Raw genomic sequence first — 23,372 nt, forward strand, 5'->3', positions numbered from 1 at the left:
GCTCACTGGCGCTCTGCATCGCGCTCACCGCCGCGCCGCGGCGCCCAGTCCTCGAGCGCGGCGAGCTTCTCGTCGTCGCCGAGCCAGCCGGCCCCGCCCGGCACCCGCGCGCCGTCGCGCCGGGCGCGGTGCAGCTTCGTGCGGAACATCGACGCCTGCGAGAAATCCGCGCCGGAGAGGTCGCAGTGCGACAGATCCGCATACGCGAGCTTCGCGCCGACGAAACGCGCGCCGGGGCACGAGGCGAAGGCGGCGTACGCCTCGACGAGCTCCGCGCCGGAGAAGTCGGCCTCCGCGAGCGCCGCCCGCTCGAGGATCGCATTCCGGAGCATGGCCCGCGGGAACCGCGCCTTCGCCGCGTTCGCCTCGCCGAAGAGCGCCTGCGCCAGGATCGCGTCGGAGAAATCGCAGCCCGAGACGTCGGCCCCGGTGAAGTTGCACTGCGTCGCGTCGCAGCCCGCGAAGCTCGATCCCGCGACGCTGCCGCGCATGAACTGCGTGCGGAAGAGCCTCGTCCCCTGGAACGCCCGCGCGCCGAGCTGGGACTCCAGCAGCGTCGTGAGCGTCAGGTTCGCGCCGTCGAGCAGCGCCGTGCGCAGGTCGAGCTTGTACATCGTCGCCTTCTCGAGGTTCGCGCGGGAGAAGTTCGCGCCGCCGGCCGCGACCTCGATGAGGTTCGCCCGGTCGAGGTTCGCCCCCTCGAGCGAGGCGCGCGCGAGCGAGCAGCTCGCCCACGTCGCGACCTGCGCCTCCGCGCCGGACAGCGCCGCGCCCTCGAGCGACGACTCGGCGAAGCTCGCGGCGATGAGCCTCGCCCCCGCCAGCGTCGCCCCGTCGAGGCGGCACCGGAAGAACGTCGTCAGGTGCAGATCCACCCTCGCGGCGTCCACGCCCGACAGGTCGCACTCCGTGAACGTCGACTCCTTGAGGAGCGCGCCCCGCAGCGCGCGCGGCAGGCGGACGCGGTCGAACACCGCGCCCGAGAGATCCGCGCCCGTCAGGTCGAGCCCGGAGAGGTCCGCGGCCTGGATCGGCTCGCCGTGGCGGACCTTGTCGAGCAGCTCGTCGCGGTTCATGTCGCGCCCCCCGCGGCCTGCGCCCCGTGCCGGTCGAACCGGGTGAAGTCGACGGCCGCCTCGGCGAACGTCGTCCGGTCGTCCCCGCGCGCGCGGGTGAGATCGGCGCGGCAGAGCTGGGCGCCCGTGAAATCGGCGCCGGCCACGCGCGATTTCGAGAGGATCGCCTCGGTCAGGTTGCACCCGCGGAGCGAGGCGCGGTCGAGGTTCGTCCGGATGAAGAGCGCGTTCTTCAGGACGGCCTGGTCGAAGATCGCGCCCGTCGCGTCCGCCTCGGAGAGGTCGACCATCGTCATCTGGGCCCGATCGAAGCGCGCGCCGCGCAGGTCCGTCGTCCGGAAGCAGGTCTTGTCGAGCACGGCGTCGCGAAAATCGGCCTCCGGCAGGGCGCTCTTGTGGAGGGCGACCCCCTCGGAGAAGCGCGCCCCCGCGAAGCGCACCCGCGCCCCCGTGCAGCTCATGAGCGTCGCCTTGTTCAGCTGTGCCCCCGAGAAGTCCGCGCCGTCGAGCGCGCACTCGAGCAGCATCGCCCGCTCGAGGTTCGCCCCGGCGAGGTTCGCCCCGGCGAGGCTCGTCTGGAGGAACATGCAGGCCACGAGCTCCGCGCCGGAGAGATCCACGCCGTCCCACGCCACCTGCAGGACGTCGGCGCGCTCGAGCCTCGCGCGCGCGAGGCGCGCCCCGGCGAGCTTCGCGCCCATCAGGACCGCCTCGGTCAGATCCGCGCCCTCCAGCGCGGCGCCCTCGAGGTTCGCCTTGCCGAGGTTCGCGCCCCGGAGGCGCGCGCCCGACAGATTCGCGCCCGTCAGGTCGGCCTTCGCGAGCACCGCGCCCTCGAGCACCGCGCCGGAGAGGTCGCACCCCCTGAGGTCGGCCCCCTCGAGGAGCGCGCGCTGAAAGCTCAGCCCCCGCAGGTCGAGCCCGCGGAAATCGGCGCCGGTGAGATCGCGCTCGTCGAGGGGCTCGCCCGCCTCGCGCGCCGCGTCGACGACGACGCGCGCCATCAGGGCGGCCTCGGGGGTCATCGGCGGGGCCGCGGGCAAGAGGTGCGCCCCGCGACGGTAACCGTCGCGCGCGGCCAGCTCCAGGCGGACCAGCTGCTCGTGGAACGCCGGATCGGCGAGCATCGCCTCGAGCTCCACGTTGGGCACGCCGCCGCGGCGCCCCGCCTCGGCCAGCTCGGCGTACTGCGCGATCTGCGCCCGCGCCGAGAACGCCGGCGGGCCGCCAGGGGGCTCCTCCTTGGTCTCGGCGCGCCGGAGCGTCTCCTCGGAGACCCCCAGGTCCGCCGCCTGCGCCTTCGTGCGCGCCTCGGCCTCGGACTTCATGCGGGCGGCCCTGGCCTCCTCCTCCTCCAGCTTGCGGGACGCGGCGTCCAGGTACACGACGAGCGCGTCGAGGTCGTCGACCGGCGGAGGCGGCTCCTCGTCCGGCAGCGGCGCGTCGAGGCCGTAGCGCGCCGGATCGATGCCGTCCGCCAGGAGCTCCTCTCGGCGGCGCTCCCGCGCCCGCTCGGCGCCCCGCCGCTGGTTGCGCGCGGCCAGGTTCTCGCTCCTCATCCACTGCATCATGTCGAACCCGCCGATGTTCGCGGCCACGCCGGACTCGCGCGGCGGCATGAGATCGCTGTCGCTGAGGCCCGCGATCGCGCCCCGGTCCTTGTCGAGCCGCCGGGCGAGCGCCGCGCGGTAGTGCTCGATCGGCCGGGGGCGGCCGATCTCCTCGCAGGCGACGACGAGGTCGACGATCTCGGCCGCGTCGTCCTCGGTCACGGGCATCGCGCCGTGGAAGATCACGGCGCCGAGGTTGGCCGAGGGGAAGAGCCACACCGTGTCGCAGCGGACGGGGAGCTCCAGGAACACGTCGCCGCCCGCGTCGCGGCGGGTGACGAACACGCGGGCGCAGAGGCCGGGGAGCGCGCCCTCGATGCGCGGCCGCGCCGGGTGCATGTTCTCGACGAGGAACGCCTCGTCGCCCCGGAAGGGCTCGGCGCTCCACTGATCGCTCGGGGCGACGTTGAAGAACGAGGGATCGACGTCCGGCGGCAGGCCGGGCGCCCACTTCTCCGCGTAGTCCGCGCCGTACGTGCCCGCGCGGGCGCGGCGCTGGGCGAACGTGACGTCCATCGGGAGGAAGGACGCCGGGCCCGGGCGGTCCGACGGCGAGCGGATCAGCGCGCCGTAGTGCTCGACGTTCGGGAGCGGGCGGACGCGCTGCCCGCCCCGCTCGACCTCCTCGATCCCCTTGCCGTAGGGGTTCGCCGCGTCCTTCGGCCCGCCGAGCGCGTGCGCCCAGTCGACGGGCATCTCCGAGAACGGCTCCGGCTCGGTGAAGCCGTGGCCGGTCCAGTGCCGGTCGCCCAGCACGGCCAGGCGCTTGTCGATGGAGCCGAGCCGCGCGCGGACGAACGACGCGGCGACGCGGCGGCCCTCCGGGGCGTGGCACCGGCCCGCGACGAGCAGCTCGCCGCGCGCCTTCGCCATGCCGTCGTCGAGCGGGAGGCCGCCGAGCGCCGCGGTCGCGGCCTGCCAGAAGGTCATCTCGTCGAGCAGGGCGCGCGGCGCGTCGAGGGGGAACGCGACCATGGCGCCCACGTGGAACCTGAGCCGCCGCGCGATCTCGACGACCCGCGTGAGCACCGGCGCCTTGAGGGGTTTGACGACTCGCATCGGCGCTCAGATCTTCGTGACGAAGGCGGAGATGACCTTGATCGGGGCGGTGCTGATGTTCGCCGAGCCGCTCAGCGCCAGGATCAACGCGGCCTCCGCCAGCTTCAGGGCGGCGGCCTTCTTGTCCATCCCGATGAAGTCGAGCTTGATCCCCACGAGCTCGAGCTTGACCCCGTACAGCGTCTGGTAGAGCGCGGCGTGGTCGGTCTTCAGGATGCCGCTCGCGCCCTTGTACAGATAGAGCTCGTGCTTGGCCGACGAGAGGTCGAACGTCGCCCCGAGCACCTCCCACTTCGCGTTGGAGGCCGAGATCTTCGCGTCGGGCGCCTTGATCACGAAGCTCGTGTCGCTCGACAGGTCGACGTTCCCGCCGAAGTGGCCGTTCCAGGTCGTGGCGACCTCGGTCTTCCAGCTCTTGTAGTCGTCGAAGCTCTGGGCCGTGACCTTGTGCGTCCACGGACCGGTCACCGTGGACGAGCCCTCCGGCTCGATCGTCTGCGTGTACTTGCCGTGGACGTCCTGCGTCGTCTCGCCCGTGATGGTCTGCTTCGTCACGCCCGTGATGGTCTGCTCCATCCCGCCGGTGATCGTCTGCTTCATGCCGCCGGCTTCCACGGTGTCCACGCGGCCCGTCTTGATCGTGGTCGTGCGCGTGGCGTAGTACGTCTCGTTCGCCGCGCCGGTGACCTGGAGCGTGTAGGTCGCCCCGACGCCCGCCCAGAGGTTGCCCACGACCATGCTGGACTTGTTCCCGCCGACGTTCTCCCAGGAGTCGCCGCCGATCCAGGACCCGCCGTTCGCCGCCGTCGTCTCGAGGTAGCTGAACGAGACGCTGACGAGGCTGCTGCCCGCGATGGCCGGGTCGGCGTTCTCCGGGGACAGGAACGACCCGATCTGCGTCTCGCCGTCGCCCGTGTAGACCGACCCGTGGCCGGCGCTCGGGACGCCCATGTAGATGCCGGTGCGGTTGTTCGGCGTGTGGAGGAAGATGAACTCCTTGCCCTGCTCGTCCTCGAGCACGAGCTGGTTGCCGCTCCCGGTCCGGATGATGTTCTGGCTGTGGTTGCGCTCCCCGACCACGCTCGGCCGGTGCGCGTTGGGCACCACGCCGGCGATGAACGGCCGGTCCGGGTCGCCGCCGAGGAAGGCGATCATCACCTCGGTGCCCTTGCGCAGCGGGAAGTGGAAGCCCTCCGTGGTCCCGCCGTGGGGCTGCATCATGCGCACGCGCGTCGAGACGCGCGCGTCGGGCAGCCCGCTCGTGTCGAACTCGAAGCGGACGAGGTAGCGGCCGTCGCCGTCGATCTGGGCGTACTGGCTGTCGGCGGGGCCGCAGACGACGGCGTTCTCGAAGCCGTAGATGCGCGGCCACGGCGTCGTCTGCGGCGCGCGGAACTGCACGTCGGCCGGGATCGCGAGCAGCTTCACGCCGTACGTCTCCTTGTCCGAGAGCCGCGTCAGCCGCGCGAGCTCCGGCGTGATCCCGGCGATCGACCCGGCGTGGTGCACCTCCAGCGCGAGCCAGTTCTCGCCGACGTCGCTCGGCTGGTCCTCCAGCAAGAACCGGTACCCGGCGCGCGGGCCGAGCACGTCGCCGCTCCCCCGCAGGGTCACCTCGCGGCAGCCGATCGACTGCGCGCGCACCAGCGCGAGGCGCTCGGCGTCGCTCTGCACGAAGACGCGGTAGCCGTACTCGCGGATCGCGCCCAGGCCGTTCGCGGTGATGCTGCTCTCGCCCTTCACCGACGCGGACGGGTTCGTGTAGTTGTAGTCGGCGATGGTGACGCTCTTCGGGAGCCACTGCACGTCCTGCTCGAGGTGGTGCAGGCCGATCGGCGCGGTCACGTCGTCGCCGAAGAGGGGGACGTAACGCACCGCGCCGCCGCCCGGGAAGTCGTCGTGCAGCCCGCGGTCGTCGACGATGACGAGGACCTCGCTCGAGCCGTCGTCGGGGTGCTCGAAGAAGTAGTAGAGGCCCTCGCGCTCGAGCCACCGGTGGAAGAACGCGAGGTGCGTCTCCCGGTACTGCGCGACGAACTCCTCGATCGGGTAGTCCCCCTCGTCGATCGAGAAGCGGAAGTCGCTGGCGGCGAGCCCGCCGCTCTGGAGCGTCGCCGAGAGGAACTCCTTGACCGGCTGGTTCGTGAAGACGTGGCTGCGCCAGAAGTGGCGCAGGAGCCAGAGCTTCGGCACGAGCAGCGCCTGGTAGAGCGCGCGATCGGCGTTCTGGTGCAGGAGGCGCACGCTCGCGAGGACGCCGTGCAGGACGAACGGCTCGTTCCCCGCGCCGCGGCTCGTGCGCACGGTCGCCCGCTCGCCCACCGCCTTGCGCACGTCGGTGTTCGCGGGGACCGAGAAGAAGAGCTCGAACTCGTACGGCTGCGAGACGTGCTCGGTGCCCCGGAACCCGATGAACGTGGCGCCGGCGAGCGCCGAGCACGTGAGCGAAAATTCGTCGTGGCGCATGGAGAGCCTCCCCGTCCCTGGCCTTGGTGCCGAGGGCGGAATGTCGGTGCTCCGCGTCACGGCGTCAACGAGCCCATGCTCGTCGACGGCGCGGTGGATGCGGTGGATCCAGCGTGGGATGTGCGCGCACCTGCACGGTGTGTCTCGGGACGGTGACGGGTCGAGGGCACGCGCGGCGGGTTCATCGCGCGGCGGACGCGGGGCTCATCGCGCGGCGGGTGCGGGGCTCATCGCGCGGCGGGTGCGGGGGCTCATCGCGCGGCGGACACGGCCGTGAGCGCGGAGACGACGCCGCGCGTGAAGCGCCGAAGGCGGGCGACGTCCTCGGGGCGCGGGGTGAGGGCGCGCGCGTCGCAGTAGAGCCGGCGGGAGATCTCGATCTGGAGCGCGTGCACCCCGTCGCCCGGGCGCGCGTGCCGCTCGAGCGCGTGGCCGCCGGGGAACGGGTCGTCCAGCGCGAGCGAGAGGCCGTGCGCGCGCGCGACCTCGGCGACCGCGTCGCGCACCCAGCCGGCCGCGCAGGCGCCGCCGCGGGTCCCGAGCACGACGTCGGCCGCGCCCGGGAACAGGGTGTCGGGGTACGTGTGCGCGGAGACGAGGACCGCGACGCCGTGGCGCTCGCGCGCTGCCGCGAGGCGCGCGGCGACCTCGGCATGGTACGGCGCGAACACCTCGCGGACGCGGCGCTCGACCTCGGCGCGCGGCGGCGGGCTCTCGAGCCACTGCTCGCCGCTGGCGGAGCGCCGCCGCACCTCCCGCAGCCCGTAGGGGAGCTTGTCCTCGTACGGCGTGGGCACGCGCGGGGCGGTGTTGAGGTCGATCACGTAGCGGCTCAGCGTGGCCACGACGAGCGCGGCGCCCTCGAGCGGGGCGTCGCCGAAGAGCACGTCGGCCGCGATGTCGGCGTCGGCCGCGAGGGCGCGCTCCGGCACGCGGGTGAAGCGCGCCGCGGCCTCGTCGACGCAGAGCCCCGCGTGCGGGACCTCGACGACGACCGGCCCGGGCGCTCCGGGCTCGTGGACGCGGAAGGGAGGCGGCGGCGCGGACATCGTTGCTCCGGGGGTGGGCGCGGCCGGGTGTAGGCGCGGGGCGCGCGGGACGGCAAGGGATCTCGGCGCGCTCGCCGGGATCACCGGACGGCCGCTCCTTGCGGCGAGGCCCGGTGTCGGCGAGGAGACGACGCCGCGGCGGCGCCGGGTTTTTCGCACGGGCGTCGCCGATTGCGCTCTCATGGCGGGCCATGGGACACCGGTTGTGGCTGCTCGTGAGCCGCTATCACCTCGACGCCGGGATGTCGTCGCTCCTCGTGGACGTCGTCGCGACGGCCGGCCTGCTCGTCATCGCCGCCATCGCGCTCCGGCTGTCGCTCCGGCAGCGCCGCGCCGCCGCGCGGGCCGGGGCCGCGGTCAAGGGCGACGCCGCGCTCACGCCCGGGGAGGCCGTCGTCGTGGGCACCGTGGAGCTGGCGCAAGGGGCGGACGTCGCCGTGCGCGTCGAGGTCGAGCAGCACGGGACCGAGTCCGAGAGCTCCGGCGTCTGGAGGCACCTGTGGTCCGAGACCGGCCGCAGGGTCCACGTCCACCCCTTCTACCTTCGCCACGCCTCCGGCGGCCTCGTCCGCGTGGAGCCGGGCGAGGACGTGGCGCTCGTCGACGCGCTGGACGGCATGATCCGGGTCGATCCCACCCGGCGCGTCCGGATCGCCGAGATCGCGCCCGGCGAGAGGGTCTTCGCGCGCGGCGAGCTCCGCCGCGCGCCGGATCCCGAGGCGTCGGCCCAGGGCTACCGCGAGAAGGCGCTGGGGTATGTGCTCGTGCCCTCGCGCGGGCAGCCCATGCTCGTCTCGTCCGAGCCGCTCGGCGAGCGGTTCGCGCGCCGGGCGGCGTTCCACCGGCGGTGGGCCGTCGTTGCGGTGGTCGCGTGGCTCGCGTTCAACGCCGCATTCGCGGGCTTCCACGCGCGCCGCTGGCTGGGCGAGACGGTGGATGTCCGCGTCACGCAGCTGCGAGAGGACGACAGCGATGACGACCATCCCCGCTTCGAGGTCGCGATGCGGGCCGCCGACGGCGTCGTCTTCTCGGACGAGGTGTCCCATGCCACCTTCGGCCGGCTCCGCGGGGTCGAGCAGCTGAAGGCGCGTTATGTCCCGTCATGGCCGTCAGCCAGCGCGGCTGGCCCCGACGTAACGGCCCACTCCGCCGCCTACGTCGCCTTTCCGCTGCTCGGCGCCATCGCGCTCGCCTACGCCATCCGCGCGCAGGCCACGAAGCCCTGGTACGAGAAGAAGCTGAACGAGCAGGGGAGCGGCAAGCTGACGGGCGGCGGGTCTGGCGCGCGCAAGGCCACGAAGCGCCCGGAAGGTCGCCGACAGAAGCCCGCTTCCGGGTGACGGCGAAGGCGCCGGGCGCACTGCCGCATGTTTGTCGCTGATATACCGCCCCGACGTAGAGCAGGTCTTAGAGCACCGTTCACATTGATCGAGCGGGAGATGAGCCGCCAAGGACGCCAAGGACGCCAAGGACGCCAAGAGATAGACATGTCCCGGCGCCCTGGCGGTTCGCCGTTCGACGCGCTCACCCTGCCTCGAGCGGCACCACGGGCCGCATCCCCGGCACGACGATCCCCCCGCGGTCCCCGGGCGTCAGCGACCCGAACCGCTCACGGAACACCGGCGGCAGCGCCCGGGCGCCCGGCGGCGCGAGCCATAGCCGCAGGAGGTGCCGCTTGCGGTCCGGCTCGGGCCAGTCCTCGAACGCCGTCCGGTCGTGGAGCAGCGTGTGGTTGTGCACGAGCTGGATGTCGCCAGGCTGGAGCTCCATCGTCAGGTGGAGCGCGGGGTCGTTGGCGAGCGCGTCGAACAGGTCCAGCGCCTCGACCTGCCGCGCCGTGAGCGGCGGGACGTCGGGGAAACGGCGCGCCGACTCGATGTATTGCCGCTGGTAGATGGCGGTGAGCAGCCCGGCATGCCAGCTCAGCACGGGGATGCGGAAATAAGGCCTCTCGCCCGCCGGCACCTCGCCCCGGCGGTCCGTCTCGATCGGCGCGAACAGGACCTCGGCCAGATCCGGGCGCGCCCGCCGCACCTCGTTGTACAGCGTGATCGAGCTGACGAGCGCCGAGAGCCCGCCCACCCGCGCGGTCCGCAGGCAGAGCAGCGCCACGACGTCGCACGAGTCCGTGTGGAAGGTCTGCCGCTCGCGCGTCTGGTAGATGCGCACGCTCGGGTCCTGGCTCGACAGGCCGAGATCCTTCACGTGCCCGAGGACATGGCCCTTCGCGTTCTGCGACCGCGCGCTCCCCAGGTGGCTGCCGATGCCGAGGAACGCGATCGCGGCCGCGCGGGCGTCCTTCCGGTCGAGCCACGGGCCGCGGAGCCCGCGGAGGAGGGCGAAGCCGCGGCCTTCGAGCACCTCGGCGAGCACGCGCCGGAGGCGCGCCGCGAGCGTCGGCAGCGGGAAGTCCTCGCGGCGCATCCGCGCCGGATCGGCGCCCGACTCGGCGAACCGCCGGACCGCGGCGTCGACCTCCTCGACCTCCGCCGGCGTGAGGTGCTCGATCCAGGCGTCGCTCCGCGCCAGCTCGGGGCCGTACCAGGCCGCGGGGGCGTCGATCCTCGCCGGGAGCCGGGACAGGTCGACGATGGGTGCGGTGGTCTCCACGGCGCTCCTCCTCAATCCCTCGGCCACGATGCGCGGGGTCCGGCGAAAAGGAAAGTCAAACCGATCGGAGGATGTCAAGTGTTCATCGCGACGGGGGAGCGCTCGTGAGGCAGCCGCGGCGACGCTGCGTCAGAGCGCCGGCACCACCGCGCCGCCATACGTGGACTCGATGAAGCGCCGCACTTCCTCGGAGCGCAGCGCCTTGATCAACGCCTGCACCTCGGGCCGCGCCTCATCGCCCTTCCGCACCGCCAGCACGTTCGCGTACGGGTTGTCCTTGGCCGACTCGCGGGCGAGCACCTTCGCGTCCAGCTTCAGGTTCTTCTGCGCCTCGAGGAAGTAGTTGCCATTGATCACGGCGGCGTCCACGTCCGCCAGGGTGCGCGGCTGCTGCTCGGCGTCGATCTCCCGCAGCGCGAGCTTGCGCGGGTTGTCGATCACGTCCTTCACGGTCGCGGCGATGCCCACCCCCTCGCGGAGGCGCAACAGCCCGTTCTGGGCCAGGAGCTGGAGGGCCCGGCTCCCGTTGGTCGGGTCGGCCGGGATCGTCACCTGCGCGGCCTCGGGCAGGTCCTCGAGGCGAGCATGTTTGGTGGAGTAGAGGGCCAGCGGCTCGAGGTGCACCGCCGCCGCGCTGGTCAGCGAGAGGTGGCGGTCGGCGCTGAACCGCTCCAGGTAGGGCACGTGCTGGAAGTAATTGGCGCCGAGCTGGCCGTCCGCGAGCGCGATGTTCGGCTGGACGTAGTCGGTGAACTCGACCACCTCGATGGCCACGCCTTCCCGCGCGGCCAGCGGGGCGGCCGCCCGGAGGATCTCCGCGTGAGGCACGGGCGTGGCGCCGACCTTCAAGGTGCGTGCGCCGCCGGCGCCGGCGGGCTCGTCCGGCTTCTTGCAGGCGGAGAGCAGCGCCACGACGGAGAGCAGGAGGGCGGAGAGCACGATCGCTGGGGTTCGCTTCATGGTCAGTCCTGGAGAGGGTTCACGCGCGTGAGGCGGCGCGGCCGAGGCGCCTGGGAGAGAGGGTCAATCGCGAGCCCCGGCGCCCCGGGAGCTCGTTCGGTCGAAGCGGGACGCGAGCCTGTCCCCGAGCAGCTGGACGGCTTGCACCAGGGCGAGCAGCACCACGAGGCAGCCCAGCATCACGTCGGTGCGAAAGCGCATGTAGCCGTACTTCACGGCCAGATCGCCGAGGCCGCCGCCGCCCACGGCGCCCGCCATGGCGCTGTATCCGAGCAGGCTGATCACCATGAGCGCCGCGCCGCGCACGAGGGACGGCAGCGCTTCGGGCAAGAGCACCCGGAGGATCACCTGCCGGTGGGTGGAGCCCATCGCCACCGCCGCCTCCACGAGCCCTGGATCCACCTCGCGCAGGCTCTGCTCGACGACGCGCCCCATGAAGGGGATCGCCGCGACCACCAGCGGCACGATCGCGGCCGTGGTGCCGATGGTGGTGCCCACGAGCAGCCGGGTCAGCGGCACGATGGCCACCATGAGGATGATGAACGGCACGGAGCGCCCGACGTTCACGATCGTGCCGAGCGACCGGTTCAGCAGCGGCCGCTCCCAGAGCCCGCCCCGGTCGGTGATCACCAGCAGCACGCCGAGCGGGAGCCCCGCGAGCAGGACCATGATCGCGGCGACGGACGTCATGTAGAGCGTCTCGACGGTGGCCACCCACAGCGACTCGAGGAGCTCGCTAGGCATGCGCGATGAGCTCCGGCGAGAACCCCTGCTCGCGCAGGTGGCCGAGCGCCTGCTCCAGCGCCTCCGGGGCGCCGGTGAGCTCGACCAGGAGCCGGCCCACCGGGGCGCCTCCCACACGCTCCAGCGTGCCTTCGAGCAGGGTCGAGTCCACGCCGAAGCGGCGCGCCAGCAGGGCGAGCACGGGCTGAGCGGCGGAGTCCCCGGCGAGGGAGAGGCCCACGAGGCGGCCCCCGGGACGGACGGGCCAGTCGCCCGCGGCGAACCGCGGGTAACATAACGCGTTCAGCCGGGTGCCGGGGCGCGCGAGCAGGTCGGCGACCTTGCCCTGCTCCACCACCCGGCCCTGCTCCAGCACGGCCGCCGAATCGCAGATCTGCTTGAGCACTTCCATCTGGTGCGTGATGAGCAGGATGGTGAGCCCGAGCTTTCGGTTGATGTCCCGCAGCAGGCCGAGCACCGCGCGCGTCGTCTCCGGATCGAGGGCCGAGGTGGCCTCGTCGGACAGCAGCACGCGCGGCCGCGGCGCGAGCGCCCGGGCGATCCCCACCCGCTGCTTCTGCCCGCCGGAGAGCTGGGCCGGGTAAACCTGCGCCTTGTCCGAGAGATCGACGAGCGACAGGAGCTCCTTACACCCGCGCGCGGATGTGGTCCTGGGGCCAGCCCGCGATCGCCAGCGGATAGGCGATGTTCCCCGCCACGGTCTGCGAGGAGAAGAGGTTGAAGTGCTGGAAGATCATCCCGATGCCCTGGCGGGCCTGCCGGAGCTCCCGCGGGCCGAGCGCCAGCATGTCCCGGCCCTCCACCCGCACCTCGCCGGCGGTGGGCCGCTCGAGCAGGTTGACGCAGCGGATGAGGGTGGATTTTCCGGCGCCGCTATGCCCCAGCACGCCGAGCACCTCGCCCGGAGCGACGCGCAGGGAGACGCCCGCGAGCGCCGCGATCTCGCGGCTGCCCTGCCGGTATACCTTGCTGACGTCACGCAGCTCGATCACGCCCGACGACCACCTCCGCGCCCGCCCCGCTGCGGCCTCGGGGAGCGGGCCGGCGCCGTCGGCGGCTCGCAGGACAGGAGCAGCCGCGCCGCCGTGCGGGAGCGGCGCGCCAGCATATAGCGGCCTGCTCCTGCGGGAGCAACACCGGGGCACACGATTGCTGCCCACGCAGCAGCGCGCTCACCCGGGCGGCGAGCTGGGCGGCACACGTGGAGACGACGTCGCGTCGCCGGAGACGACGAGCCGGTATCCGAGGTCCAGCGAGCCCTTCTCCGCGAGGTGCCCGTGCCGCCGGTGCCAGCGCCCGCTCTCGAGGTCGTCGGCGAGCCGGCGCAGGCCCGCGTCGACGTCGTCCAGCCGGCTGAACGCGGAGATCGCGCCTCGCGCGCCCGCGTCGAGGTAGGCGTGCGGCCGGCTCCAGTACGCGCCGAGGAAGCCGTCGGTGCAGTCGCTCGGGATCGGCACCGGCTCGACGCTGGCGCCGCCGAGCGCGTCGCGGAGCTCCTCGATCGCCGGGAAGAGCGCGCGATCGAGCGTTATCAGCTCCGGGAAGTAGTCTTGTGTCAGCCAGAAACCGCCGCTGCTCGAGTCCCACGTCAAGATCACGATCCGGGGCGCCACCCGGCGCATCTCGCGGAGTCCCCGACGCCAATCTGCCCAGTGGTGCATCGTCAGGATCGCCATCGCGGCATCGAAAGAATCATCCGGGAAAGGAAGGCTCTCGGCGCTGGCCTGGACGACCTCGACGCCCGGCGTCCGGCGCTGCGCGATCATCGTGGCGGACGGCTCCACCGCGACCAGGCGTCTTCTATCCGTAGGCTCGTAGGAGCCCGCCCCGGCGCCGACGTTCACCACCGTGGAGGCGCGCCCGAGTCCCCTGTGGATGCTGGCGGCGATCCTCGGATCCGCGACCCGGTATCTATCGTAGCTTCGTCCGATCCGGTCGTAGTCCATGGTGTCCTCCCGTCGCGCCTCCGCCCGGCGATCCGGGCTCACGCGCGCTCGCCGAGCCGCGCTGCTGCGCTCTCGACGTCGCTTCATGATGCAAGAACTTGACCGCGGCGCGCCGTACCCCGGGGATTTCCAGCAACGGTCGCGCGGGGCTACACTGCGGACCGCCCGGAGCGCGCCTGCACCCCGGGGGTGCTCCTCCTGCCATGACCGCCGCCCCGCCCATCGCCGTCCCGCTCGCCCCCGGCACCGTGCTCGGGGGCGACTTCCGCATCGTCCGGCCCCTGAGCCAGGGCGGCATGGGCGCGGTGTTCGTCGCGGAGCAGCTCTCCACGGGCAAGCCGCGCGCGGTGAAGCTGATGCACGCGCAGATCGCGCAGGACGCCCGCTTCCGCGAGCGCTTCGAGCAGGAGGCCCGGGTCGGCGCGCGCATCGAGAGCGAACACGTGGTGGAGGTGGTCGCCGCGGGCGTGGATCCGGCGACGCAGACGCCGTGGCTGGCCATGGAGCTGCTCGACGGGTCGGACCTGGCCGCCGTGGTGGGTCAGCGCGGCGCGCTGCCGCCCGACGAGGTGCACGAGATGATGGGGCAGCTCTGCCACGCGCTCGCGGCGGCGCACCGCGCGGGCGTCGTGCACCGCGACCTCAAGCCTGAGAACGTCTTCGTCGCGCGCCCGCGGCAGCAGAACGTCCGCTTCAAGATCAAGGTGCTCGACTTCGGGGTCGCGAAGGTCGTGGCCGAGACGCGGGCCATGTCGGCGATGACGTCCTCGGTCGGCACGCCGCTCTGGATGGCGCCCGAGCAGACCGAGCTCACGCAGCGGGTCACGCCGGCGTCGGACGTGTGGTCGCTCGGGCTGATCGCCTTCTTCCTGCTCACCGCGCGCCTGTACTGGCTCGAGCCGAGCCGCGGGCGGAGCGCCTCGGTCATGTCGCTCATGCGCGAGGTGCTGTTCAACCCGCTGGAGCCGCCGTCCGCCCGCGCCGCGCACCACGGCTGCGCGCACCTGATCCCGCCCGGCTTCGACGCCTGGTTCGCCCGCTGCGTCTCGCGCGAGCCCCACGCGCGCTTCGCCGACGCGGGCCAGGCGATGGCGGCGCTGGATCCGGTGCTCGCCGCCGCGTCGTACAGGTCCGCGACCTCGTCGCACGGCCCGCCGGTGCCGGTTCAACCCATGATGCCCGCGCACTCCGTGCCCGCTCACTCCATGCCGGCTCACTCCATGCCGGCTCACTCCATGCCGGCTCACTCCATGCCGGCTCACTCCATGCCGGCTCACTCCATGCCGGCTCACTCCATGCCGGCTCACTCCATGCCGGCTCAACCCCCGTACACCGCCCCCACCTACCCGGGTATCGCCCGCACCGATGTCGGCGGCATGACCGGCGGCACCTTGGCGCCGGCGCCCAGCTCACCTCCGCGCAAGGCATCCTCGGGTCTCGTCCTCGCGATCGCCGGCGGCGGGCTGCTCGTCGTCATGGCCCTTGTCGTCGGCGGTGTCCTGTTGCTCCGGCGAATGGCCGCCGACGAGCCCGACGCAGCGCCACCGCTGCCGTCGTCCCAGGGCGGCCCCGGCGCGACCACGAGCACCCCGCCGCGGCCGTCGTCGAACCTGACGAGCCCCCCGACGAGCAGCCCTGTCGACGTGGCCGGCACCTACGATATCACCGCCTCGCGGAATCCGGGCGGACAGGGCAGCTACGCCGGCAACGTGCTCTTGTCGAGGACCGGGGACACATACCGGATCGCCTGGATCATCACGAAAGGATCCGGCTACGAGGGCATCGCCTTCGTGCAGGATCAGACCCTCGCCGTGGGATGGGCCAACGGCGGCCAGTACGGCGCGGCCGCCTACCGCATCGACGGCGAGCGGCTGCACGGCCACTGGATCTCCACGGACCGCCCCGGCCAAGTGCAGGCCGAGGAGCTGCAAGGCCCCGCGGGGCTCAGCGGCAGCTACCGTATCGCGCACGGCGCTCGCCAGGGGACGGTGCTCATCGCGCCTGCGGGCGAGACCTACGCAGTAACCTGGACCCTGAGCACGGGTGTGTTGAAAGGCGTGGGCATCCGCTCCGGCGATCAGCTCGTGGTGGGATGGTCGCCGGGCCAGCAGGTGGGCGTGGTGAGTTATGCGATCCAGGGCAAGCAGCTCACCGGGCGCTGGGCCACCCTGGGGGGCACGCTCGCCGGCAGCGAGACGCTGATGCGGCGGTGATCAGCGTGAGTCGCGGTGCTGGCCGCCGGCGAGCACGATCCCCCAGGGGAAGGCGAGGATCACGACGGTCCGGATCGCCGTCGCGAGGGCCGACGGGACGCCCGCCACGCCGATCTTGGCCAGGATCGCCGTGGCGACCGCGGCGACGGCGGAGAGGAGCGCGTAGATCCAGAAGGGGGTCATGGGTCGCCGGCGAGCGTGCCCGACGAGGGAGGAGGTGTCGACACGGAAGATCCTAGAGGCTCCGCAAGCCAGCTGGATGCTCAAAAAACTTCAAGGCAGAAGCGACGGCGCTGTGCGGAAGCTCAAGAGCGTGCGCGAGCTTGTCGAGCGCGCTCCGCCTGAGCTCGTCGATACCATCACACTGCTGAGCCACCAGAGCGGCGAAGAAAATCAGCGCGAATCGGGTGCCCCGCTCTGGGATGATCCATGCGACCCGACGCATTCTTAGCTCCAAGCCGTCTCTGGCAAGCGACTCGGCCAGATTGTCTACGAGCGAGGCAATCGGGTCGAGGTCGACCGCATCGAACACGTTCGCGACGACACGCACGAACTCGGGCCGCTCGCCAGGCCCCAAGATTCCTTGGCAGCTCACGATCAAGAAGGCGACCTCCACGGCGAGCTTGAATACTGACTCTACTTCCCCCCTCATCTTCATCGAGACCGTCAGGTCAGGCGACCTCGTACCAACGTCGTCCTCTTCGGGGTCGGGACCGACGCCATAAAGGCGAGCTGCCTGCGCGAGGTGCGGGCTCAGGGTGCGGAGCAATGCATGCGGTGCACGCGGATCTATCGTTTTGACCGTTTGCCTCGAAGGACGTTCATACAGCGGTTCACTTTCGCGGACACGGCACAAGGACGGAACGTAAGGATCGAGCTCGCCGGGTTCGAAACGGCAGAGCCCGGTCGCGTACCAGAACGCTCGCCCCGTGTCGCCACCGAGCTTGTAGCGACCGCTCGGCGTGAACGCGGCCCAGCCTTCCGGAACGCACAGGAGGACGGCGAGGCATGCTCCGGTCGCGACATCCCACAGCCGCACCGTGGAGTCGCCCGAGCCCGACGCAAGGATGCACCCGTCGGCGCTGAAAGCGACGCTGGCGACGCCGCTCTGATGGCCTCTCAGCACGAGCCGCGGGGCGCCCCTCGCCGCGTCCCAGAGCCGCACCGTGGAGTCACCCGAGCCGGAAGCGAGCATCGTGCCGTCGGGGCTCCACGCGACGCTCATGACCCAGCCCTGATGCTGCTTGAGGACGAGCCGACAGGCGCCGGTCATCACGTCCCACAGCCGGATCGTCGCGTCGTACGAGCCTGACGCGAGCGTCGCACCGTCGGGGCTCCAGGCGACGCTCCGGACAAGGCCCTGGTGGTCCGCGAGCACGTGCCGCACAGCAGCGGTGGCGCCGTCCCACAGCCGGATGGTCGAATCGCCGGAACCGGAAGCGAGCATCTTCCCGTCGGGGCTGAAGGCGACGCTCCAGATGGCGGCCTGATGCCCCCTGAAGACAAGCCGGCAATCGCCGGTCCCGGTGTCCCACAGCCGCAGGCCTGACTCCTGCGAGCCGGTCGCGAGCGCCGCACCGTCCGGGCTCCACGCGACGCTCAGGACATGGCTCGCATGAGCCTCCAGGGTGAGCCGCGCGGCGCCGCTGGCGACGTCCCACAGCTGGACAGTGGTGCCTTCGGAGCGCGAGGCCAGCGTCGCGCCGTCAGGGCTGAAGGCGAGGCTCCAGACGCGCGCAGGCACATCGATCCCGCGACGGATCGTGCTGGTCGTCATATCCCACAGCCGGATGCCTGAGGCCTGCGATCCCGTCGCGAGCATCCCCCCCGTCCGGTCGAGCGCGACGGACCACACCACATCGAGAGGGCTCGCGAGCACGAGCCGAACAGCGCCGGTCGAGGCATCCCACAGCCGGATCGTCCCGTCGAGGCTCGCGGAGGCGAGCGTCGCGCCGTCGGGGCTCCACGCAACACCTGCCACGAGTCCCCCGTGTCCCCTGAGTACGAGCCACGCCGCGCCGGTCGAGGCGTTCCACAGCCGCACGGTCGAGTCGTAGGAGCCCGACGCAAGCGTAGACCCATCCGGGCTCCAGGCGAGCGTCACGACCCAGCTCTTGTGTTCCTTGAGGACAAGCCGGGCAGAGCCCGTCGCGACCTCCCACAGCCGGATGGTCGAGTCGTACGAGCTCGACGCGACCGTCGCGCCGTCCGGGCTCCACGCGACGCACTGGACGCGGCGCTGGTGACCGGAGAACACGGCGCGAGCCGAGCCGCTGCCGGCGTCCCATAGCCGGACCGTGAAATCCTCATGCGCCGACGCAAGGGTGCTCCCGTCAGGGCTCCACGCGATTCCAGGCACCGCCCCCGGATACCCCTCGATGACGTTGACGACAGCGCCGCTCGCGACATCCCACAGCCAGATCGTCGCGTCCTCCCAGCCCGAGGCGAGCTTCGCTCCATCGGGGCTGAAGGCGACGCAGCACACCCTGCCTCCATGACCTCTGAGGACGAGCCGGGCGGCGCCGCGCGCGACGTCCCACAGACGAATCGTGCCGTCCTCGGAGCCAGACGCCAGCGTCCCGCTGTCCACGCTCCACGCCATGCTCTGGACGCTGCCCTCATGACCAACCAGGACGACCCGCACGACGCCGGTCACCAGATCCCAGATACGGACCGATCCGTTCGCGTGACCCGACGCCAGGAAGACGCCGTCCGGGCTAAAGGCGACGGCACTGCAGTCCGATGCCGGCGCGATCATCGGCTCCACGTGCGCCGGCTCCGGCATCGCCGCGCCCGCCGTCACACAGCCGTCGAGCGCTCCTTCGCTGAGCTCCGCGCCGACGAGCTCCGCGGCGCGCAGGCGTGCCCCTGCGAGCGACGCGTCGCGGAGGTCGGCGCCGAGCAGGCGGGCAAATGAGAGCTCGGCAGCCCGGAGGTTCGCGCCTCCGAGGCGCGCCCGGGAGAGATCCGCCCGCTGGAGCACCGCGCGCTCGAGCGAGGCGCCCCGCAGATCGGCCTCGACCAGCCGAGCCCCGGTCAGGTCAGCGCCGGTCAGGTCGGCGCCCCGCAGGTCCTGCCGTGACAGGTCGCGGCCGCGCAAGTCGTGCCCGGCCAGGTTCACCCCGACGTGCGCCTCGACTCCGAGCCGCTTGAGCACGAGCAAGGCGTTCTTCTTCGCGACCTCTTTCGAGCCAGACGCGAGCGCCGCGCGGGCCCATGTCACCGCGGTGTCAGCGCCAGCCAGCGCCGCGAAGAAGTCGGCCATCAGCTCCGACATCTCGCGCAGGCTGAGCGACGCAGGTTCGCCTGCTGCCGCGACGTCCTCCGCCGCCCGCCGCGCGACGAGCCACTCCAGCACCGACTGATGGACGAACGAGAAGCTCCCCTCCTCGTCCCTCACCAGCAGCGTCCCCGCGCCGATCTCGTGCGCGACGACGCCGGCATCCAGCTTGCTCGCGGCGAGCTCCTGCGCGGCCAGCAAGAGCTCGGGCGACAGCGCGCTCACGTCCGCGGTGCGCTCGCCGCGCTGCCAGAGCTGTACAGCGAGCTCGGTCACCGCCTGCCACCGCTGCTCGAGCGTGAGGCCTACCTGCGCGCCCCTCGGGTGCGCCCGCTCGTCCTCCTTGCGCAACCACTGTTCGAGCAGGAGCCTGTAGAGCTCCGCCGACGTGACCTCCCCCTTGCTGGCAGCGGCCTCCGTCAGCTTGCTCTCGTCGATGCCCGCGATGAAGCCCAGCATCCTCGGGTTCCTCGCGAGCCCGAGCAGGTCTTTCACGCCGCCGAGCAGCTTGAAGCGCCGCTCGGCGACGCCCTCGCCGCCGAGCCGGTTCACCAGGAAGCGGCGGATCTGGTCCTCGGTGAACGGCGACAGCTTCGCCAGCCGGTAACCGGGCAGCGATCCAGCCCGCTTCGCGAGCGCCGTCTCCACACGCCGGTCCGACAGGAAGTGCTGCGTGCGGCTCGTGACGACGACCTTCGCGTTCCCGGATGCCGCCTGGATCAGCGTATCGAAATGCTCCTCGGCCCTGTCGAAGCTCACGCGGAGGGCGAGCTCGTCGAAGCCGTCGAACAGGAGCGCGATGCGCCCCTCGGAGAGCATGTAAAGGAACGCCTCCATCTGGAAGCGATCGAAGCGCGCCCTCGCAAAGTGCTGCGCCAGGAGCTCCTCGAGCGTGCGTCCCTTCTCCAGCGATCGCATCTCGACGAGGACCGGCACGACCGGTCCCCTGCCGGCGCCCATGCGCCGCGCGAGCTCGTGGAGCAGGAACGTCTTGCCCGTGCCGAAGTCGCCCAGCAGGACGACGAACCGGCCGCGCGGTGAATCCAGCCACTCCGCCACGGTCGAGAGCGCGTCCGCCTCCTCGAGCTCGTCGAGTCCCACCTTGAAATTGAGGCGCTGTTCGACGTAGAGCGACGGCGGGTACACCAGGTCGCTCGAGAGCCGCTGGGTCTGCCGCTCGAGATAGTGCGTGAAGTCGAGCAACCCCTGGTACTCGATGAAGCTCTCCAGGTTCACCCGGGCCCGCTCCGCCGCGCGGACGAGCGACTCCGGCGCAGTGTTGCCCCGGTAGACGAGGGTCGAGACGAGCCCTGGATCATCCCTCCGGTACGGCGCGTCGATGCGCTCCAAGAACGCTTGAAGCATCTCGTCAGTCACCGGCTGCTCGATCGCGGCGACGGGGTGCGTCCGCACGATGCGCCCCCTGCGCGCCGAAACGCGCAGGAGGGCACCGAACGGCGGAGGTGCCGGCAGCCGCTCGATGCTCGCGTCCTCCGGTTCTTTCAGGCGGCATACGCGCTCCACGCGCGTGAGGAAATCGCTCTGCTCCATGCCCTGGGCCCCGACGATCACGCCGTCGCAGCCCTCGCTGCCCCCCCGCGCCACCCACCGCAGCATCGCCGCCACGCGGGCGTGCGCGCTGTCCGGGCTCTCGTAGGCGACAATCCTGACCCCCGCGGCCTCGAGCCTGCGCCGCCGAAACGGCGTCACGGTGTCCTCGGGGAGGAGCGCGAAGTGCGGTGGCGGCTGCTCGCCGGCCAGCGCGCGGATCTCGCCGAGCGCGTGGTCGAGGTTGTCGTCGGCGAAGCTGAAGCCGACGAAGAGGATCGGGCACGCGTGGAACAGCGCCTTGATGGCCACCTGCAAGCCTGGCGAGGCGAAGATCACGCGGTCGTACTGCTCGCGCGTGAACACCCACGTGTCCCGCTCGCGGAGGGTCCCGTGGAGCTTGAGGATGTAGCCGCGGCGGGCTGCGATGTCGGCAGGCGCTCGCGCGAGGACGTCCCACTCCCCTTCGAACGCCCGCTCGAGGAGGCGATCGAGGTTCGTGGTGAGCACGGCCCGAAGCTTGGGCCTCATCGACGCGATGACGCGCGCGATCTCGGGCACGTCGCGCCCGCCGTCATCGAGGGCCTGCTCCACCGCGGCGCAGAACTCCGGCGCTCCGAGCGCGAGCTTCACGGCCGACAGCGCCTCGATGTACCGCTGCTTCTGCGCGAGCTCCTCGATCTCCGCAAGGATGCCCGCCGATGCGCCGCGCGCCCGGAGGCGCGCCGCCATCTGCTCGGTGAGCCTCCGCCAATCCGGGAGTCCCGCCGCAGCGGGGACGTCAGCGCCGACGAACAGGACGAGCTGTCCACTCTCGTATGCCCTGCGGAGGTCCTGGAGCACCGGATCGACCGGCGCCTCCATAGGGCTGCTCACTGGATCCGCAGGCGTCTTCATCGGCGCTACCGTACATCGTCCGGGGTGCCAGGATCGCGGTGCTATCCTCCCGGCCGTGCTCCCTTCCTACGATCTCGCCGCCATCATGGCCCGCCTCGCCGGGCGCGAGCCCTCGCCCGACGCGCCCACCGAGGAACGCCAGGCCGCGGTCGCCGCGATCCTCCGGGCGCCCGAGGGCTCTCCCCCATCCGCGCTCGGCCCCGCGGGGCCCGAGGCGCCGGCGCCCGCCGAGGCCGAACTCCTCCTGATCCGCCGGGCCGAGCACCCCGCCGACCCCTGGTCGGGCCACATGGCGCTCCCGGGCGGGCGGCGCGACGCGACGGACGCAAGCCTGCTCGCCACCGCGATCCGCGAGACGCGCGAGGAGGTGGGCATCGACCTCGAGGCGCACGGCACCCTGCTCGCGCGCCTGCCCGACCTCCCCGCGGTCGTGCGCGGGCGGCGCGTCGGGATGATCATCGCGCCGTTCGTCTTCGCGCTGCGCTCCACCCCGGCGCTCACCCTGAGCGACGAGGTGGCCGAGGCGATCTGGACGCCGCTCGGCCCGCTCGCGCGCGGCGAGAGCGCGTCGAAGTACGCGTACACCCACGAGGGGACGGTCATCGAGCTGCCTTGCCTGCTCGTGGGCGAGCGCGTCGTCTGGGGGCTGACCTACCGCATGCTGGAGCAGCTCTTCGAGGTGCTCCACGCGTGAGCCGCCTCGACCGGCCAGGCCCGCTGTCCGGTGCGAAAGACGGCCAGTCGCTGGAGGCCGTGGGGATGCGCGCACCGTGAGCCCATTGGCCCGCTGCGCTGACCACGGCGCGCGATGGACCGGCTTGTGTCGGCACGCCGCGCGGTGTATTTCGGGGTTCACCGAGAAAAAAAAGATTCCTCTATGTCGAAGTCTGGCTGTCCGAACGGCGGAGGAGCTCGCAAGATGAAGACCATCGATTTTGGCGGCACCGGCACGCAGGTCAGCGCGTTGTGCCTCGGCTGCATGTACTTCGGGACGAAGACGGACGAGCGGACCTCGTACGCGCTCCTCGATCAGTATTACGAGCGAGGCGGCCGCTTCCTGGACACGGCCAACAACTATGCCTTCTGGGTGAGCGGCGGCGTCGGAGGGGAGAGCGAAAGCCTCCTCGGCCGCTGGATGAAGGAGCGAAAGAACCGCGGCGAGATCTTCCTCGCGACGAAGGTCGGCGGCAAGCCCACGGTCCCCGGAGCAGGGCTCGAGTCCGCCGAAGGGCTGAGGGCGAACGTCATCGTCCGCGCGGTGGAAGAGAGCCTGTCTCGGCTCGGCACGGACGTGATCGACCTGTATTACGCGCACGTCGATCAGCGGACGGTGCCGCTGGAAGAGACGCTGGAGGCGCTGGACCGGCTGGTGAAACAAGGGAAGGTCCGGCACCTCGGCTGCAGCAACATGACGGCGTGGCGCATCGCGGAGGCACGGACGCTCAGCCGGATCAACGGCTGGTCGCCGTACCGCTGCGCGCAGCAGTGGCACTCTTACCTGCGGCCGCGCCCCGGCACCGGCGGGATCGAGGTCCCGGAGCGCGGGTTCACGTTCCAGGTGAACGTGGACGACGATCTCCTCGATTTCTGCAGGATGAACGAGGACTTCACGATCGTGGCGTTCTCCTCGCTGCTGCTCGGCGCCTACACCCGCCCGGATCGCCCCCTCCCCGAGAAGTTCATCGGCGCCGACACGGACGCGCGCCTGCGCGTGCTGGAGAGTGTCGCGCAGGAGACGGGCAGCACGCGAAACCAGGTCGTCCTGGCGTGGCTCCGCCAGGGGAAGCCCGCGATGGTGTCGATCATCGCGGCCAGCACGACCGCGCAGCTGCAAGAGAACCTGGGCTCGCTCGATCTCGTCCTGAGCGACGAGCAGATGCAGCGGCTGACCGACGCGCACGGCTGAGGCGCGGC

Annotated in this window: 14 protein-coding genes and 1 pseudogene; 4 read left to right on the top strand and 11 right to left on the bottom strand. The window is 71.9% G+C overall.

Annotated elements, in window-relative coordinates; genetic code table 11:
• Positions 1 to 2: 2 nt before the first annotated feature.
• The 4 genes from WMF43_RS27305 to WMF43_RS27320 all read right to left on the bottom strand — a co-directional run bounded on the left by WMF43_RS27305 (position 3) and on the right by WMF43_RS27320 (position 7,260).
• Positions 3 to 1,076 (bottom strand): pentapeptide repeat-containing protein, encoded by a 1,074-nt coding sequence (locus WMF43_RS27305; RefSeq protein ID WP_437668900.1) that lies wholly within the window; start codon positions 1,074 to 1,076, stop codon positions 3 to 5.
• On the bottom strand, positions 1,073 to 3,745 hold the full coding sequence (locus WMF43_RS27310) for a DUF2169 family type VI secretion system accessory protein (RefSeq protein ID WP_437668901.1): 2,673 nt from the start codon (positions 3,743 to 3,745) through the stop codon (positions 1,073 to 1,075). The genes WMF43_RS27305 and WMF43_RS27310 overlap by 4 nt, the downstream gene beginning before the upstream one ends.
• A 6-nt stretch (positions 3,746 to 3,751) precedes the next feature.
• Positions 3,752 to 6,211: a type VI secretion system Vgr family protein gene (locus WMF43_RS27315; protein WP_437668902.1), complete on the bottom strand. Its 2,460-nt coding sequence runs from the start codon at positions 6,209 to 6,211 to the stop codon at positions 3,752 to 3,754.
• Positions 6,212 to 6,462: 251 nt separating this feature from the next.
• Entirely contained in the window at positions 6,463 to 7,260 is a 798-nt protein-coding gene (locus WMF43_RS27320; RefSeq protein ID WP_437668903.1) for an N-formylglutamate amidohydrolase, read from the bottom strand.
• Between the two features lie 191 nt (positions 7,261 to 7,451).
• Between WMF43_RS27320 and WMF43_RS27325 the strand changes: the two genes are divergently transcribed.
• Positions 7,452 to 8,600, top strand: a complete 1,149-nt coding sequence (locus WMF43_RS27325) for a hypothetical protein (RefSeq protein ID WP_437668904.1) — start codon at positions 7,452 to 7,454, stop codon at positions 8,598 to 8,600.
• A gap of 184 nt (positions 8,601 to 8,784) precedes the next feature.
• Here WMF43_RS27325 and WMF43_RS27330 read toward each other — a convergent pair whose 3' ends face one another.
• The 5 genes and pseudogenes from WMF43_RS27330 to WMF43_RS27350 all read right to left on the bottom strand — a co-directional run bounded on the left by WMF43_RS27330 (position 8,785) and on the right by WMF43_RS27350 (position 13,520).
• Positions 8,785 to 9,870, bottom strand: a complete 1,086-nt coding sequence (locus WMF43_RS27330; RefSeq protein ID WP_437668905.1) for a TauD/TfdA family dioxygenase — start codon at positions 9,868 to 9,870, stop codon at positions 8,785 to 8,787.
• Between the two features lie 129 nt (positions 9,871 to 9,999).
• A complete protein-coding gene (locus tag WMF43_RS27335; RefSeq protein WP_437668906.1) occupies positions 10,000 to 10,830 on the bottom strand; it encodes a MetQ/NlpA family ABC transporter substrate-binding protein in 831 nt (276 codons plus the stop codon).
• Positions 10,831 to 10,893: 63 nt separating this feature from the next.
• A complete protein-coding gene (locus WMF43_RS27340) occupies positions 10,894 to 11,574 on the bottom strand; it encodes a methionine ABC transporter permease (RefSeq protein ID WP_437668907.1) in 681 nt (226 codons plus the stop codon).
• A pseudogene (locus tag WMF43_RS27345) lies at positions 11,567 to 12,566 on the bottom strand (methionine ABC transporter ATP-binding protein). Before WMF43_RS27345 ends, WMF43_RS27340 begins: the two are co-directional and overlap by 8 nt.
• A 180-nt stretch (positions 12,567 to 12,746) precedes the next feature.
• Positions 12,747 to 13,520 (bottom strand): class I SAM-dependent methyltransferase, encoded by a 774-nt coding sequence (locus WMF43_RS27350; protein WP_437668908.1) that lies wholly within the window; start codon positions 13,518 to 13,520, stop codon positions 12,747 to 12,749.
• Positions 13,521 to 13,723: 203 nt separating this feature from the next.
• On the opposite strand from WMF43_RS27350, the gene WMF43_RS27355 reads away from it, so the two are divergent.
• A complete protein-coding gene (locus WMF43_RS27355; RefSeq protein WP_437668909.1) occupies positions 13,724 to 15,733 on the top strand; it encodes a protein kinase domain-containing protein in 2,010 nt (669 codons plus the stop codon).
• Here the strand turns inward: WMF43_RS27355 and WMF43_RS27360 are convergent, their stop codons facing one another.
• Positions 15,734 to 15,916: a hypothetical protein gene (locus WMF43_RS27360; protein ID WP_437668910.1), complete on the bottom strand. Its 183-nt coding sequence runs from the start codon at positions 15,914 to 15,916 to the stop codon at positions 15,734 to 15,736.
• A 52-nt stretch (positions 15,917 to 15,968) separates the two neighbouring features.
• Positions 15,969 to 21,458: an SIR2 family protein gene (locus tag WMF43_RS27365; RefSeq protein WP_437668911.1), complete on the bottom strand. Its 5,490-nt coding sequence runs from the start codon at positions 21,456 to 21,458 to the stop codon at positions 15,969 to 15,971.
• 55 nt (positions 21,459 to 21,513) lie between these two features.
• Between WMF43_RS27365 and WMF43_RS27370 the strand changes: the two genes are divergently transcribed.
• Together WMF43_RS27370 and WMF43_RS27375 are read left to right on the top strand one after the other, a co-directional pair.
• A complete protein-coding gene (locus WMF43_RS27370; protein WP_437668912.1) occupies positions 21,514 to 22,152 on the top strand; it encodes an NUDIX hydrolase in 639 nt (212 codons plus the stop codon).
• Positions 22,153 to 22,377: 225 nt separating this feature from the next.
• Positions 22,378 to 23,364 (top strand): aldo/keto reductase, encoded by a 987-nt coding sequence (locus WMF43_RS27375; protein ID WP_437668913.1) that lies wholly within the window; start codon positions 22,378 to 22,380, stop codon positions 23,362 to 23,364.
• Positions 23,365 to 23,372: the final 8 nt, after the last annotated feature.

Source organism: Sorangium sp. So ce131 (genome assembly GCF_051519095.1).
Lineage (GTDB): Bacteria > Myxococcota_A > Polyangia > Polyangiales > Polyangiaceae > Sorangium.